At 38.8% G+C, this 14,437-nt stretch carries 14 protein-coding genes and 3 pseudogenes; 15 read left to right on the plus strand and 2 right to left on the minus strand.

Annotation, left to right across the window (positions count from 1 at the left end; translation table 11 throughout):
• Nucleotides 1-178: pseudogene (locus A3IA_RS12720) on the plus strand (IS5/IS1182 family transposase); the annotation flags it as partial.
• Nucleotides 179-315: 137 nt separating this feature from the next.
• Here the strand turns inward: A3IA_RS12720 and A3IA_RS12010 are convergent.
• Nucleotides 316-588, minus strand: a pseudogene (locus tag A3IA_RS12010) (transposase); the annotation flags it as partial.
• 499 nt (nt 589-1,087) lie between these two features.
• Here A3IA_RS12010 and A3IA_RS0108120 point away from each other — a divergent pair.
• The 11 genes and pseudogenes from A3IA_RS0108120 (at nt 1,088) to A3IA_RS13480 (ending at nt 10,643) form a co-directional block, all read left to right on the plus strand.
• Nucleotides 1,088-2,263 (plus strand): ABC transporter substrate-binding protein, encoded by a 1,176-nt coding sequence (locus A3IA_RS0108120; RefSeq protein ID WP_018380831.1) that lies wholly within the window; start codon nt 1,088-1,090, stop codon nt 2,261-2,263.
• A gap of 348 nt (nt 2,264-2,611) precedes the next feature.
• Complete coding sequence (locus A3IA_RS0108125) at nt 2,612-3,481, plus strand: branched-chain amino acid ABC transporter permease (RefSeq protein ID WP_018380832.1); 870 nt, start codon at nt 2,612-2,614, stop codon at nt 3,479-3,481.
• A gap of 4 nt (nt 3,482-3,485) precedes the next feature.
• Nucleotides 3,486-4,439, plus strand: a complete 954-nt coding sequence (locus A3IA_RS0108130) for a branched-chain amino acid ABC transporter permease (RefSeq protein WP_018380833.1) — start codon at nt 3,486-3,488, stop codon at nt 4,437-4,439.
• Nucleotides 4,439-5,203, plus strand: coding sequence for an ABC transporter ATP-binding protein (locus A3IA_RS0108135; protein WP_018380834.1), 765 nt, complete (start codon nt 4,439-4,441; stop codon nt 5,201-5,203). Before A3IA_RS0108130 ends, A3IA_RS0108135 begins: the two co-directional genes overlap by 1 nt.
• Nucleotides 5,203-5,913 carry an ABC transporter ATP-binding protein gene (locus A3IA_RS0108140; RefSeq protein WP_018380835.1) on the plus strand — a complete coding sequence of 237 codons (711 nt, stop codon included), beginning with the start codon at nt 5,203-5,205 and terminating at the stop codon, nt 5,911-5,913. Before A3IA_RS0108135 ends, A3IA_RS0108140 begins: the two co-directional genes overlap by 1 nt.
• Before the next feature lie 406 nt (nt 5,914-6,319).
• Nucleotides 6,320-6,979, plus strand: a complete 660-nt coding sequence (locus A3IA_RS0108145; protein WP_018380836.1) for a CBS domain-containing protein — start codon at nt 6,320-6,322, stop codon at nt 6,977-6,979.
• A 368-nt stretch (nt 6,980-7,347) separates the two neighbouring features.
• Nucleotides 7,348-7,995 (plus strand): dTMP kinase, encoded by a 648-nt coding sequence (gene tmk, locus A3IA_RS0108150; RefSeq protein ID WP_018380837.1) that lies wholly within the window; start codon nt 7,348-7,350, stop codon nt 7,993-7,995.
• Entirely contained in the window at nt 7,988-8,887 is a 900-nt protein-coding gene (locus tag A3IA_RS0108155) for a DNA polymerase III subunit delta' (protein ID WP_018380838.1), read from the plus strand. The genes tmk and A3IA_RS0108155 overlap by 8 nt, the downstream gene beginning before the upstream one ends.
• 30 nt (nt 8,888-8,917) lie before the next feature.
• Complete coding sequence (yabA, locus tag A3IA_RS0108160) at nt 8,918-9,238, plus strand: DNA replication initiation control protein YabA (RefSeq protein ID WP_026217633.1); 321 nt, start codon at nt 8,918-8,920, stop codon at nt 9,236-9,238.
• A gap of 2 nt (nt 9,239-9,240) precedes the next feature.
• The gene (gene rsmI, locus A3IA_RS0108165; protein ID WP_018380840.1) at nt 9,241-10,107 is read left to right on the plus strand and encodes a 16S rRNA (cytidine(1402)-2'-O)-methyltransferase; all 867 of its coding nucleotides are present in this window, start codon (nt 9,241-9,243) and stop codon (nt 10,105-10,107) included.
• A gap of 179 nt (nt 10,108-10,286) precedes the next feature.
• A pseudogene (locus A3IA_RS13480) lies at nt 10,287-10,643 on the plus strand (DUF5684 domain-containing protein).
• 90 nt (nt 10,644-10,733) lie between these two features.
• On the opposite strand, the gene A3IA_RS0108170 reads toward A3IA_RS13480, so the two are convergent.
• A complete protein-coding gene (locus A3IA_RS0108170; RefSeq protein ID WP_018380841.1) occupies nt 10,734-11,369 on the minus strand; it encodes a copper homeostasis protein CutC in 636 nt (211 codons plus the stop codon).
• A 162-nt stretch (nt 11,370-11,531) separates the two neighbouring features.
• Between A3IA_RS0108170 and serC the strand changes: the two genes are divergently transcribed.
• The 3 genes from serC to A3IA_RS0108185 all read left to right on the plus strand — a co-directional run bounded on the left by serC (nt 11,532) and on the right by A3IA_RS0108185 (nt 14,433).
• A complete protein-coding gene (gene serC, locus A3IA_RS0108175) occupies nt 11,532-12,623 on the plus strand; it encodes a 3-phosphoserine/phosphohydroxythreonine transaminase (RefSeq protein WP_018380842.1) in 1,092 nt (363 codons plus the stop codon).
• Nucleotides 12,623-13,171, plus strand: a complete 549-nt coding sequence (locus A3IA_RS0108180; protein WP_018380843.1) for a GNAT family N-acetyltransferase — start codon at nt 12,623-12,625, stop codon at nt 13,169-13,171. The genes serC and A3IA_RS0108180 overlap by 1 nt, the downstream gene beginning before the upstream one ends.
• A gap of 77 nt (nt 13,172-13,248) precedes the next feature.
• Entirely contained in the window at nt 13,249-14,433 is a 1,185-nt protein-coding gene (locus A3IA_RS0108185) for a phosphoglycerate dehydrogenase (protein ID WP_018380844.1), read from the plus strand.
• The last annotated feature ends 4 nt before the right edge of the window (nt 14,434-14,437 follow it).

Genomic DNA, 14,437 nt, shown 5'->3' on the forward strand with positions numbered 1-14,437 from the left:
TTTTAAAGAAAAGTCTAAACATCGCTACAAGATAGAAGCTAAAAATGCGGAGCTTAAACACAGACATGGTCTTGATGTGGCTAGGGCATCAGGTCTTTTCAACATGGAGTTGCAAGCCGCCACAACCATATTTGTGGTTAATATGAAAAGGATTGTGGCTCTAATAAATCAAAAATAAGGAAAAGCAAAGAGGAATCTCCCCAATTATGAGATAGATTCCTCTTTTTTCATTTCAGTCAAACTGTAGAACTTTGACTTTTTCAGTGGGCTCCCAATTTGATTTTCTCTTTTTAAGTTTTTAAATCATCATTATGGTTAACGATTAAATAATCTTAGGGAGATAATTAATGTTTTTCTGTAATCTCTCAGATTGGTTCTCTCTTTTGTTGTGTTCAAAGCAAGATAAATCCGTTTTTTGAAGTTTTCAAAGTTCCTAAATCCAAAAGCATTTCGCTCAATGACTTTAATAAGATTGTTGGTCGCCTCTAGTTTGGCGTTGGAATAAGGTAGTTTCAGGGCATTGATAATCTTCTCTTTGTCTTTTAGAAAGGTTAAAAAGACGGTCTTGAAGATGGGATGGACACGATTGATGGTATCAGAAATGGGTTCGAAGAAGTATTTCTTCTCAAAAGTGATGTTAGCGTCTTTAATGTTGAGCGAATCTTTGATATCATCTAGTCGTTCCATATGAGTCTTTCTAATGAGTTGGATAGAGCTTTTCATTATAGGTCATATGGGACTTTTTTCTACATTCAAAAAGACTCCATAATCTCCGATGTGAATTTACCTACTACAGAAATTATAGAGGCGAATTTTTTGCACTATCTTTTGTGTTTTTTCAAATAAAAACACCTCAGAAAAGTATTGCCAAATAGCCATACTTTCATTGAGTATGAGTAGGGCAAGTTGAAAGTGACCATGTCTCAAAGTTAATTCAAAGGACTATATATTTTCAAATCAAGAAAAAAGTCTAGTAGAATATTGAGTTTATTGCCTTTTAAAAAATTTGAAAAATTCAGAAAAAAAGTATTGACAATTTTCTGATAATTCAGTATTATTATGTAACATACTTGAAGGAGACAATTTTATGAAGAAAAAATTAACGTTTGCAGTTGTTGCTTTGATGAGCACAGCCGTTCTTGTAGGTTGCGGATCTGCCCCTGGTAGTTCAAGTTCAAATGCAGAAGGAACTAAAGTTGGTGAGACGCTGAAAGTTGGTTTGAACTTTGAGTCAACTGGTGATGTTTCTGCTTATGGTAATGCTGGTAAAAATGGAGCCCAGTTAGCGATTGATGAAATTAACAAAGATGGCGGTGTTGATGGTAAGAAAATCAAAGTTTTTGTTAAAGATAATAAATCTGATAACTCAGAGTCAGCTACGGTTACAACTAACTTGACAACTGAAAATGAAGTTAATGCTATCGTTGGTCCAATGGTATCATCAGCCGTTGCCTCAGCTAGTCCAAATGCTGAAAAAGCAGCAGTGCCGTTGGTAGCACCAGCAGCGACACAAGATGATTTAACCGTCACAAAAGATGGAAAGACACGCCAGTACATGTTCCGTACGACCTTTGTTGATAGTTATCAAGGTGAGGTTCTTTCGAAATTTGTTAGCAATGATTTAAAAGCTAAAAAAGTAGTGCTTTATTATGATAATTCGAGCGATTATTCAAAAGGCATTGCAAAAGAGTTTAAGAAGAAATATAAAGGTGACATTGTCAGTGAATCAACCTTCCAAGCCAAAGACACTGATTTTCAATCAGCTCTGACAAAATTCAAAGATGCTGACTTCGATGCTATCGTAATGCCTGGTTACTACCAAGAAGTTGGTACAATCATCAAGCAAGCTCGTGAAATGGGAATTGATGCTCCTATCGTTGGTCCTGATGGATTTGCAGATGATAAACTTGTTGAATTGGCGGGAACTAAGAATGCTTCAAATGTCTACTACGTTTCAGGCTACTCAGCTAAGACATCTGACAAAGCAGCAGAATTTGCGAAAGCCTACAAAGAAAAATATGGCGAAGAACCATCAATGTTTGCGGCTCTTGGTTATGATTCTGTTTATATGGTAGCAGATGCAGCAGAAGGTGCTAAAAACTCTGCTGAAATTGCTAAAAACCTTGCTAAAACAAAAGATTTTGAAGGCGCTACTGGTACAATGACCATTGATAAGAAGCACAATCCGGTGAAATCCGTATCAGTTGTTGGTCTTACAGATGGTAAGGAAAGTTCAGCTACTGTTGTTGAAGCTGACAAATAATATCTAGAATCCATGGTAGTGATATGTTTAATGAACATGGCTACCTGAGTTGTTTTATAGTCTTTTGAATTAACTTTGAGACATGGTCGCTTTCGACTTGCCCTACTAATACTCTTCGAAAATCAAAAGCAGACGTCGTTGACTTGATTTGATGACCTTCAGTTCTATCTGCTATCTGTGTCGCCTAGTCTGCTTTTGATTTTCATTGAGTATCAAGTACTGTCCGCGCCCTGCGTTCCTTGTTCTGAAAGTCAATTCATTTGACTATAGAATTAAAACACAAGATAACATCTGGGGAGTAATCCTTCTCAGATGTTCTTATTTTGATAGAAAGTTTGGTAAACTCTTATGTTACAACAACTTGTCAATGGTCTCATTTTGGGAAGTGTTTACGCACTGTTGGCGTTAGGTTATACCATGGTTTATGGTATCATCAAGTTGATTAACTTTGCACACGGTGATGTCTACATGATGGGAGCTTTTGTCGGTTATTATCTGATTTCAACCTTCCATATGAACTTCTTTGTTGCCCTTATTTTAACCATGATTATCACGGCAGCGATTGGTGTCATCATTGAGTTCTTGGCTTATCGACCACTTAGGAATTCAACGCGTATTTCAGCTTTGATTACGGCGATTGGTGTCTCATTTCTTTTGGAATATGGGATGGTTTATTTAGTTGGTGCAGAAGCGCGTGCCTTTCCACAAGCTATAAAAACGATTAAATATGATTTAGGTCCCATTAGTGTGACCAATATTCAATTGATTATCTTAGCGGTATCGATTATCTTAATGCTTGCGCTTAACTTCATTGTTAAGAAAACGAAGATGGGGAAAGCCATGCGTGCCGTCTCTGTTGATAGTGATGCAGCACAGTTAATGGGAATTAATGTTAACTCAACGATTAGTTTTACCTTTGCCCTTGGCTCTGCCATGGCTGGGGCGGCTGGAGTTTTGATTGGTCTTTACTATAATACGATGAATCCTCTCATGGGGATGGCACCCGGTATCAAGGCCTTTGTTGCTGCTGTTCTCGGTGGGATTGGAATCATTCCTGGTGCAGCCGTTGGTGGATTTATTATCGGGATGTTGGAAACACTGTCGACAGCAATCGGTTTATCAAGCTACAAAGATGCCGTTGTTTACGCTATTTTGATTATTATTCTCTTGGTTCGTCCAGCAGGTATTCTTGGTAAAAATATTAAGGAGAAGGTATAAGCAAATGACAAAAAATATCAAATCAATTCTAGCTTGGCTAGGGCTCATAGTAGTCGCTTTTCTTGTCCTCAATATCCTAGTTAGTGCAGGTGTTTTGGGTCTTTATCATGTCCAGATTTTAATGGGAATTGGGATTTCCATGATTATGGCTATGGGAACCAACTTGGTTTTAGGTTTTTCTGGACAATTCTCACTTGGACAAGCTGGATTTATGGCTATTGGTGCTTATGCGACAGCTATTATGACACAAGCTAATCCAACGTATGCAGGTTTTTACCTGTCAATGCTTGTGGGTGCGATTGTCGCAGGTGTCATTGCAGTGGTTGTTGGTTTTCCGACGCTTCGTCTTAAAGGTGACTACCTTGCTATCGCAACACTTGGTGTGGCGGAAATCATCCGTATCGCTATTGTTAATGGTGGTGACTTGACCAACGGCGCAGCTGGTTTGACAGGGATTCTTCCTTATACAACATGGCAAGTTGTTTTCGTCTTCGTTGTGATTATTGCAGTGCTTTTGATGAACTATCTACGAAGTGCTACAGGTCGTCAAGTTATTTCTGTGCGTGAAGACGAAATTGCTGCGGAGTCAATGGGAGTTAATACAACAAAAGTAAAGGTGATTACCTTTGCCATCGCTGCGATGACAGCAGCTATCGCAGGTTCTCTGTACGTTGGTTATATTGGAACCATCGCACCTAAAGACTTTACGATCATGCGTTCTATCGACTACTTGATTATTGCTGTTTTAGGTGGGCTTGGTTCAATGACTGGAACTATTGTTGCAGCGATTGTTTTAGGAATTCTTAACATGTATCTGCAAAACTTTGCTGATTTGCGTATGATTATCTATTCTTTGGCCTTAATTTTAGTGATGGTGTTCCGTCCAGGAGGGCTTTTGGGAACTAAAGAATTGATTTTCTCTAAATTCTTTCAAAAAAATAAAGGGGGCAATAACTAATGGCCTTACTTGAAGTTAAAAATTTAACCAAACATTTCGGTGGTTTGACAGCCGTTGGCGATGTTACCATGGAACTTAATGAGGGTGAATTAGTCGGTCTTATCGGTCCTAATGGTGCCGGAAAGACAACTCTCTTTAACCTTTTAACTGGGGTTTATGAACCTTCTGAAGGGACGGTAACCCTTGATGGCACCTTGTTAAATGGGAAAAAAACATACACCATTGCGTCGCTTGGCTTATCTCGTACCTTTCAAAACATTCGTCTTTTTAAAGATATGACGGTTTTGGATAATGTATTGCTTGGTATGAGTAATACAAATAAGTCGCATTTCTTGTCTTCTGTGTTACGATTACCAAAATTCTATGCTAGCGAAGACAAATTGCGCCAAAAAGCTATAGAGTTGTTGGCGATTTTTGGGCTTGATGGCAATGCAGATAATTTAGCAAAGAACTTGCCTTATGGACAGCAACGCCGTCTTGAAATTGTGCGTGCCCTAGCTACTCAACCGAAAATTCTTTTTCTAGATGAACCTGCTGCAGGGATGAACCCACAAGAAACAGCTGAGTTGACAGCGCTCATTCGTCAGGTCAAGGAGCAATTTGGAATTACCATCATTTTGATTGAACATGATATGAGTTTGGTTATGGAAGTGACAGAACGCATCTATGTGCTTGAGTATGGTCGCTTAATCGCACATGGTACACCAGATGAGATAAAAAATGACAAACGGGTTATTGAAGCCTACCTTGGAGGTGACGTCTAATGGCTATGTTAAAGGTAGAAAACCTCTCGGTCAGCTACGGAGCTATTGAGGCGGTAAAAAATGTTTCTTTTGAAGTTAATGAAGGAGAAGTTGTTTCTTTAATTGGTGCCAACGGTGCCGGTAAGACATCTATTCTTCGGACTATTTCTGGCTTGGTTCGTCCTAAGGAAGGTAAAATAACTTTCCTTGGAAATGAGATTCAAAGAGTACCTGCTCGTAAAATTGTATCTGATGGTTTATCACAAGTTCCTGAGGGACGCCATGTTTTCTCTGGATTAACGGTCATGGAAAATCTTGAGATGGGTGCTTTCTTGAAAAAAGATAAGGATCAGAATCAGAAAAACCTGAAGCGTATTTTTGAGCGTTTCCCACGTCTTGAAGAACGTAAAAATCAGGATGCAGCCACATTATCAGGTGGTGAGCAGCAGATGCTTGCAATGGGGCGTGCCCTTATGAGTCAACCCAAACTCTTGCTTCTTGATGAGCCATCAATGGGTTTAGCGCCAATTTTTATTCAAGAAATTTTTGATATTGTAAAAGACATTCAAAAACAGGGAACAACAGTTCTTTTGATTGAACAAAATGCCACCAAAGCTCTCTCAATAGCAGATCGTGGCTATGTGTTAGAAACAGGAAAAATCGTCTTATCAGGAACAGGACAAGAACTTCTTGAATCAGATGACGTTAGAAAAGCCTATCTGGGTGGCTAAAATAGCCTATGAATAGGCTATTTTAGGTTGGAAATAAAGGTTGCTTTAGCAACCAACATTATAAGGTCCAGTGTACCTTTTTAGGTTGTGGATAAGGATTGTGCAATAATCCTTCGTGCTTTTCCAGTGGACAATGTTAATCGGGAAATGAACATTGCGTTAGCAATGGATAATACAGCTAGATCTACTTTTCAAAATAGTAGATAAAAAACGACGATTTTTTATCCTCAAGCTAAATGATTGGATATTTTAGATCGTGGCAAGTCAACGTTTTAGTCTTTCCTAGCTATTCGGTGGTAATGGTAATGTTAGCAGGAAATGCTTCATTACAATTTTGCTAATTATTCTTTGATTTATTGTCTTGTTGACTATATTAAAACCTTGATCACGTTTAAGGAGGGCTCTTATGGCCGTTAAAGATTTTATGACCTCAAAGGTCATCTACGTATCACCAGATACAACAGTTGCGCATGCTTCTGATAAGATGAAAGCGCAAGATTTGCGTCGTTTGCCTGTTATTGAAAATGACCGCCTGGTTGGATTGGTAACAGAAGGAACCATGGCTGATGCAACACCATCAAAAGCAACAAGTCTCTCAATTTATGAGATGAACTACTTGTTAAATAAAACAAAAATTCGTGACATTATGATCCGCGATGTCATAACCGTTTCACAAGATGCTAGTCTTGAAGATGCTATCTATATCATGATGAAACACAAGATTGGCGTTCTACCTGTTGTGGATAATGATCAGCTTTATGGTATTATCACGGATCGTGATATTTTCAAAGCCTTCCTTGAAGTATCTGGTTATGGGGAAGAAGGGCTTCGTCTCAACATTCTCTTAAATGATACTATTGGTAGTTTGGAAAAAGTGGTTCGTGTGATTAGTGAGGCAAATCTTAACATTCATCGTACCGTTGTTGCTAATCATAAATCAGGAAAAATCTTGGTTGAAATTCAGATTCAAGGACAAACAGATACCCAAACTTTACAAAAAGCATTGGAAAATCAAGGTATCACTGTTATGAGTATCACCAAAACAGAGGCTAAGGCTGGTTTTTAGAAGGGAAAAAGACGGCAAGAATCCTTGTTCTTTTCAGTCGAAGAAAATTGTTCAAGAGGCTCTTTTTTCAAGCTTTTTCGTTTTCTTGGAAAAAGAAAAACTCTCAGAAAGGTTACTAATACTCTTTGCAAATCAACTTCAGCCCTTGTTGACTTAATTTGACGGACTTTAGATCTATCTGCATCGGCGTTGACTAATCTGTTTTGGTGGTCATTGAGTATAGAACAACATTTTTAAGAGTTTGTCTTATTGACACTGGAATCTTACATTTTCAATTTCTCTATATTGTTTAGAGAGGGTGACTGCGTTTTGAGACGGCAAGAATTCTTGTCGTTTTTTTTGATAAATTCTGCTAAAATAGAAGTACTATGACTAATGGATTTTTGATTTCCTTTGAAGGACCTGATGGTGCTGGGAAGACGACTGTTTTAGAGCAAGTTATTCCCAGATTACAAGAATTATTTCATCAGGATATTATCGCCACTCGAGAACCTGGTGGTGTTGATATCGCTGAAAAAATTCGTGATATTATTTTAGATGTTAACCATACGGCGATGGATGCTAAAACAGAGCTCTTGCTTTACATTGCGGCACGCCGCCAACACCTGGTTGAAAAAATTCTCCCAAATCTTGAAAATGAGGCTATTGTATTGGTTGACCGATTTATTGATAGTTCCGTAGCCTATCAAGGTTATGGGCGTGGGTTAGAGGTGGATGATATTACTTGGTTGAATGCTTATGCAACAGACCATCGCCAGCCAGATTTGACAGTGTATTTGGATGTTACTTCAGAACTTGGATTGGAGCGCATTTCCAAAAGTGTCAATCGCGAAGTTAATCGCTTGGATTTGGAAAAATTGGAGATGCACCAAAAAGTTCGTCAAGGCTATTTGACACTTCTGGAGGAAAACGCTGAGCGTATTGCTTTAATTGACGCAAGTCAACCTGTGAATATGGTTGTGGACGACGTCTTGGCTGCCATTATAAAGAAATATAAGGAATTAAAGCATGTCTAAAAATCCTTTAACCACGTTATTGGAGCAGCAGCAACCCCAATTATTAAATGAGATGCGACGGATTTTAGAGAGGAATAAGCGCAGTCATGCTTATCTGTTCACTGGTGGCTTTGCATCGTTGGAAATGGCTATCTGGATGACACAGTATCAATTCTGTGAAGACTTTAATGGCCATGAGCCATGTGGACAGTGCCGTTCTTGTCGCTTGGTTTTAGACGATGATTTTGCAGATTTGGCAATCTTGGAACCAACTAATGGCTTGATTAAAACAGATGATGTGCGTTCTTTATTAAGCCGTTTTTCTAGTTCCAGTTATGAAGGTAAGGAGCAGGTTGTGATCATTCGCGGAGCAGATAAAATGCATGTCAATGCTGCTAATAGCCTTTTGAAGGTTATGGAAGAGCCTCAGAGTCAGGTTTATCTGATTCTATTGGTTGAGGATGATAATCAGCTCTTAGCAACGATTAAAAGTCGCTGTCAACAGTTTCATTTTCGGAAAAATAAGCAGGTTATTATGACTGATTTGGAACAAATGGGCTTGCTTCGCAATCAAGCAGCGCTTCTTTCAGATGTCGCTTCATCTGTTGGTGAGGCTCGACGTTTAGCAGAGGATACCAAAGTTTTACAATACTTAAATTTACTGGAGCGATTTGTAAATTTATTAGTGACAGATAAAGGAAAAGCCTACCTAGAAATAAGCCGTCTAGCAAGTCAATTGACAGATAAAGATGCTCAAGCTTTAGCATTCCAATTGCTGGTTTCTCTTTTGGGACAAGATTTGAAGAATCAAAAAGGACTTGAGTATTTGGATAGGCTTGTTCTTGCTAGAAGGATGTGGCAATCCAATGTCAGTTTTCAAAATGCTTTAGAATATATGATTTTACAGGCATAATGAATGAAGGTTCATGAGGAGGTAGCCGTGGTGGCTAAAAAAGATTTATTTGATGCATTTGATGGGTTTTCACAAAATCTCATGGTTACCTTAGCCGAGATTGAAGCCATTAAAAAGCAAGTACAGGATTTGGTGGAAGAAAATACGCAATTACGCTTGGAAAATAGCAAGTTGCGAGAACGTTTAACACAGGTCAGTGAGCAACATTCTGAAAAAACTCAACATCAAGCAAAACAACACTTAGATACTATTTACGAAGATGGCTTTCATATTTGTACAGATTTTTACGGTCAAAGACGTGAAAATGATGAACAGTGTGCCTTTTGTTTAGAGTTACTTTATAGGGAGTAATCATGCAAGTTCAAAAGAGTTTTAAGGGGCAATCTTTCTATGGTACACTATTTTTAGTTCCAACACCGATTGGTAATTTATCCGACATGACGTATCGTGCTGTTGAAACTTTGAAGTCTGTCGATGTGATCTGTGCTGAAGACACTCGTAATACAGGATTATTGCTTAAGCATTTTGACATTGAAACGCGTCAGATAAGCTTTCATGAGCATAACGCTTTTGAAAAAATCCCAGATTTGATTTCTCTATTAAAGGAAGGAAAGTCCTTAGCTCAGGTGTCAGATGCAGGTATGCCTTCCATCTCTGATCCGGGGCATGATTTGGTAAAGGCAGCAATTTCAGAAGACATTTCAGTGGTGGCCTTACCAGGAGCTTCAGCCGGTATCACCGCTCTGATTGCTAGTGGACTAGCTCCCCAACCTCATATTTTTTATGGGTTTTTACCGCGTAAATCTGGACAGCAACACGCCTTCTTTGTTGAGAAATTAGCCTATCCAGAAACGCAGATTTTCTATGAGTCACCTTATCGTGTTGTGTCAACTTTGAAAAATATGCTAGACGTTTACGGCGACCGACAGGTGGTCTTGGTGCGAGAATTAACCAAGCTTTATGAAGAATATCAACGAGGTGCCATCACTGAATTGTTGGCTTACTTGGCTGAACATCCTTTGAAAGGGGAATGCTTGATTATTGTGTCTGGGAACGATGGTTCTGCTATGGTTGACAATTATGAGACACTCTCCCCCGTTGAAGATGTGAAACGTCGCATAGAAGCAGGCGTTAAACCCAATCAAGCGATTAAAGCTGTTGCCAAAGAACGTGGTCTTAATCGACAAGAGATTTACAATGCTTTTCACGAGATCAGTTAAGACATAGTCTAGAGCAAGCGTTTGCAAAAGAATAGTCTAGACCTGTTGTGTTAATGCATTTTATCTGTTAGAACAAAATGGAATGGTTCTTCTTACTAAATGAACAATAAATTTTCAAAAGAGTTTTAGGACATGTTATGGCAGAAGGAGAAGTTTTGGTTTATTCCATACTATGAGTCATTTATGGTTTTATTTTTCTTATCTTAATGATTTCTGCTTTGCTTTCTTTGATTGGAAATTGGAGATTGTTTCCAAAAGCAGGTCAGAAAGGTTAGTATTCTCTGATTCCTTTCTATGGTGGTTTTGTTAAATATAAAATCACATTTGGAGAGTCTGATAAATGGTATTACTTTATCGGCTGGGCGATAGGCTTGTACTATCTATACACTCAATTTTGTTATGTTAGGGCTTTTGGTGGTTCGAAGGGGCTTGTTGTCCTAAGTCTATTTTTCCCAGGCATTACTACGCTAATTCTTGCCTTTGGAAGAGCCTTTCAAGAAGATAACTATCGTACCGTTCCCCACATGCTAGGGTAAAAGAGAACCTGTCTTAGAATTGAATAGAAAATAAAAAGAGGGACCATGTAACTATTACAATTGCACGGTCTCTCTTCTTTATTTTATTTACTATATCAACTGTGTCCCATGAACTTGCTTAGCTCCTGTTAGTTCAACTAGTTCTTCGAAATTGTCCTTAGTCACTCCTCCGCCGATTTGGATGTCAATGCGACCAGAGGCGTGTTCAACCAAGGCTTTTAAGTGCGTAAGGTTGTTAAAGATGTCCGACTTGCCGTCAGGATTGCCATGAGTAAGGATGCGAGTAAAACCATAGCCAATCAAGTCCTCCATAGCTTGAAATTGGTCTTTTTGAGGGATTTGGTCAAAAGCCATGTGGAAAACAAGAGGAAGGCCTTGTGTGGAAGGCAAGAGTTGTTCAATGCCTTCCTTATCTAGTTGATTGTCCTGAGTCAATAATCCTAAAACGAGGGCATCAGACTCTAGCTCAGCTGCACGAAGAATATCTTCTTCCATGACACGAAGTTCGAGATCGTTATAGATAAAGTTTCCACCACGAGGGCGAATCATAATAGCTGTGGAAATATTTTTTTCATGGAGGTATTGATTGGCCTCTTTGATGACACCGTATGAAGGCGTTGTTCCACCAACAGCTAAATTATCGCACAGTTCAACTCGAGTGATGTCTGGACTGTTTAGTTTATGTAAATCGGCTAAATTTTCAGCGCAAAATTCTTTGGTAATCATTTTAATCCTTTCAAGGTGAGATGATTTTATTATATCATGATTGGTCGTGTTTTCCTTGGGAGAGTATTACTAGGAAAAATTAAGTTATTATACAAAAATTCTGATAATATTGTGCAATTTTGTGATATAATGAATTAATTTTTATTTGGAGGTTTACCTATTATGACAATTTATAACTTCTCTGCAGGTCCTGCAGTTTTGCCAAAAGAAGTGCTTAAGCAAGCACAAGCTGAATTTTTGGATTATGCAAACTCGGGTATGAGTGTTATGGAATTGTCCCATCGCTCCAAAGAATTTGATAAGATTATCAAGGGTGCCGAGCAACTGTTAAGGGATTTGATGCAGATTCCAGATAATTATAAGGTGCTTTTTTTACAAGGTGGTGCTTCAACCCAGTTCTCCATGTTGCCGCTAAATGTGGCTAGAGGTAAAAAGGCTTATTATGTGGTTGCAGGGTCTTGGGGTAAAAAAGCCTATACTGAAGCTGTTAAACTGTCTAAGACAATTGCTTTTGAACCAATTTGTTTAGCATCTTCTGAGGAAACAGGTTTTGACCATATTCCAAATGTTGATGCTAGTCTTATTGATCCAGAAGCATCTTATGTTCATATCACAAGTAACAATACTATCGAGGGAACTAGTATTTATGAATTGCCTGATACAAATGGAGTGCCGATTGTTGCGGATATGTCATCTAATATTTTAGCTGTTGATTATAAGGTATCAGATTTTGCTATGATTTACGCCGGTGCTCAAAAGAATATAGGCCCAGCTGGTGTGACCATTGTTATTGTTCGTGATGATTTTTTAAATGATGAGCCTGCTCTTTCAAGTATGTTGGACTACCGCATTCAATCAGATAATCATTCCCTTTACAATACCCCACCGACTTTTGGTATTTACATGGCAAAATTAGTTTTTGAACATGTTAAATCTTTGGGGGGAGTTGCTAAAATGGAAGAACTTAATCGTCAAAAGTCAGGTCTTCTTTATGATTTTATCGATGCTTCGGATTTTTATCAAAGCCCAGTTAAATTTGCTAAGGACCGTTCACTAGCTAATATTCCTTTTGTGACGCCAAGTGAGGAACTAGATAAGGCTTTTAATGAAGCAGCAGATGCGGCAGGATTTAAAAATATCAAAGGTCACCGCAGTGTTGGTGGTATGCGAGCTAGTCTTTACAATGCCTTTCCTCTAGAAGGGGTAGAAGCTTTGATTACTTTTATGAAACAATTTGAGGAGGAACATCAGTAATGGAGTTGCGTTTAGCACATCCCAATGAAGTCGATACAATTATGGCCATTATCGAAGAGGCACGAGCTTTTTTGAAAGCATCTGGAAGTGATCAATGGCAAGGTAAATACCCTGAAGCTAGTGACATTATTGATGATATTTTACAAGGTCAAGCTTGGGTTGGATTGATTGATGGAGAAATTGTAGCTTATGCGGCAGTTATTGTAGGTCAAGATCCTGCCTATGAAAAAATCACAGATGGCAAATGGAAACATGCTAACCCCAAATACACGGTTTTCCACAGAATTGCTGTATCTAGGAAAGCCAGCGGGCAAAAAGTAGCACAGACTTTCTTGCAAGGGTTGATTGAAGGTCATAAAGGACCGGATTTCCGCTGTGATACTCATCCTCAAAATCTCATCATGCAACACATTTTGGAAAAGCTTGGTTACGTTTATTGTGGAAAAGTTATGTTTGAGGGGGAACGATTGGCTTATCAAAAAATTAAGAGCCAGTCTGAAACAGCAGACTATCAAGAAGTTGACGAAGGACTTCGTTACGATTTTTAGAGCTTTGAAAACCACTTATTCGAAAGAATAAAGTGGACAAAGTCAGTTTAAATTAAGTAAGATTAAAGGAGACTAGTATGGTCTTTAGCGTAAAGACATTCAATAATATTAACAAAATCGGTTTGAAAGAATTGGGCAATGCTTTTCAAATTGATGGTGATTTAGCGGAGAATCCGGATGCCTATATTCTACGAAGTCAGAATTTGCACGACGATAATTTTCCAGATAATCTTAAAGCTATTGCGCGTGCAGGTGCGGGAACTAATAATATCCCAATCGATAAGGCGACAGAAGCAGGTATCGTTGTCTTTAATACACCGGGAGCTAATGCCAATGCAGTGAAAGAGGCTGTCTTAACAGCCATTCTGCTATCAGCGCGAGATTACCTGTCAGCCAATGCATGGGTTAATCACTTGTCTGGTCACGATGTGCCTAAGCAAATAGAAGCTGGTAAGTCTCAATTTGCTGGAACGGAAATTTCTGGTAAAACCCTTGGGGTTATTGGACTTGGTGCCATTGGCGCTAGAATTGCTAATGATGCTCGTCGTTTAGGGATGAATGTGCTAGGCTATGATCCCTATGTATCAATTGAAACGGCTTGGAATATTTCTAGTCATGTGAAACGAGTTAATGATTTAAAAGAGATATTTAGTCAGTCTGACTACATCACGGTTCATGTTCCCTTAACCGCTGATACTAGGCATACATTTGACAGCAAAGCATTCGCGCAAATGAAAAAAGATACCGTCATTATCAACTTTGCCCGTGCTGAGCTTGTGGATAATGTCGCTCTCTTTGACGCTCTAGAAACTGGAGTTGTGAGACAATACTTAACTGACTTTGGAACAGAAGAACTCCTCAATAAAGAAGGTGTTACAGTTTTTCCACATATGGGCGGCTCAACGCAAGAAGCGGAGCTTAACTGTGCGATTATGGCGAGTCAGACGGTTCGTCGCTTCTTAGAAACAGGTGAAATCACCAATTCCGTTAATTTTCCCAACATGCATCAGGTGCAGGATGCCCCTTACCGCATTACCTTGATTAATAAGAATGTGCCTAATATTGTGGCGAAAATTTCAACAGCAGTTTCAGATTTTAACATCAATATTGACAACATCCTCAATCGCTCAAAGGGGGATTATGCCTATACCCTTCTTGATTTGGATGAAACAGATGCCACTAAAATCGAGCAGTTGGTTGAACTTTTTGAAGCCAGTGAAAATATTCTTCGCGTACGTTTGATTCCTTTGGCAAAATCCTAAACCT

The organism is Streptococcus thoraltensis DSM 12221 (assembly GCF_000380145.1).
In the GTDB taxonomy this organism is placed as follows: Bacteria; Bacillota; Bacilli; order Lactobacillales; family Streptococcaceae; genus Streptococcus; species Streptococcus thoraltensis.

Bases quoted from the DNA above. Each gene is read 5' to 3' on its own strand.
- A3IA_RS0108135 (WP_018380834.1), top strand. From the start codon at position 4,439: ATGGCCTTACTTGAAGTTAAAAATTTAACCAAACATTTCGGTGGTTTG.
- A3IA_RS0108120 (WP_018380831.1), top strand. From the start codon at position 1,088: ATGAAGAAAAAATTAACGTTTGCAGTTGTTGCTTTGATGAGCACAGCC.
- A3IA_RS0108170 (WP_018380841.1), bottom strand. From the start codon at position 11,369: ATGATTACCAAAGAATTTTGCGCTGAAAATTTAGCCGATTTACATAAA.
- rsmI (WP_018380840.1), top strand. From the start codon at position 9,241: ATGCAAGTTCAAAAGAGTTTTAAGGGGCAATCTTTCTATGGTACACTA.
- A3IA_RS0108140 (WP_018380835.1), top strand. From the start codon at position 5,203: ATGGCTATGTTAAAGGTAGAAAACCTCTCGGTCAGCTACGGAGCTATT.
- serC (WP_018380842.1), top strand. From the start codon at position 11,532: ATGACAATTTATAACTTCTCTGCAGGTCCTGCAGTTTTGCCAAAAGAA.
- tmk (WP_018380837.1), top strand. From the start codon at position 7,348: ATGACTAATGGATTTTTGATTTCCTTTGAAGGACCTGATGGTGCTGGG.
- A3IA_RS0108185 (WP_018380844.1), top strand. From the start codon at position 13,249: ATGGTCTTTAGCGTAAAGACATTCAATAATATTAACAAAATCGGTTTG.
- A3IA_RS0108125 (WP_018380832.1), top strand. From the start codon at position 2,612: ATGTTACAACAACTTGTCAATGGTCTCATTTTGGGAAGTGTTTACGCA.
- A3IA_RS0108180 (WP_018380843.1), top strand. From the start codon at position 12,623: ATGGAGTTGCGTTTAGCACATCCCAATGAAGTCGATACAATTATGGCC.
- A3IA_RS0108130 (WP_018380833.1), top strand. From the start codon at position 3,486: ATGACAAAAAATATCAAATCAATTCTAGCTTGGCTAGGGCTCATAGTA.
- A3IA_RS0108155 (WP_018380838.1), top strand. From the start codon at position 7,988: ATGTCTAAAAATCCTTTAACCACGTTATTGGAGCAGCAGCAACCCCAA.
- A3IA_RS0108145 (WP_018380836.1), top strand. From the start codon at position 6,320: ATGGCCGTTAAAGATTTTATGACCTCAAAGGTCATCTACGTATCACCA.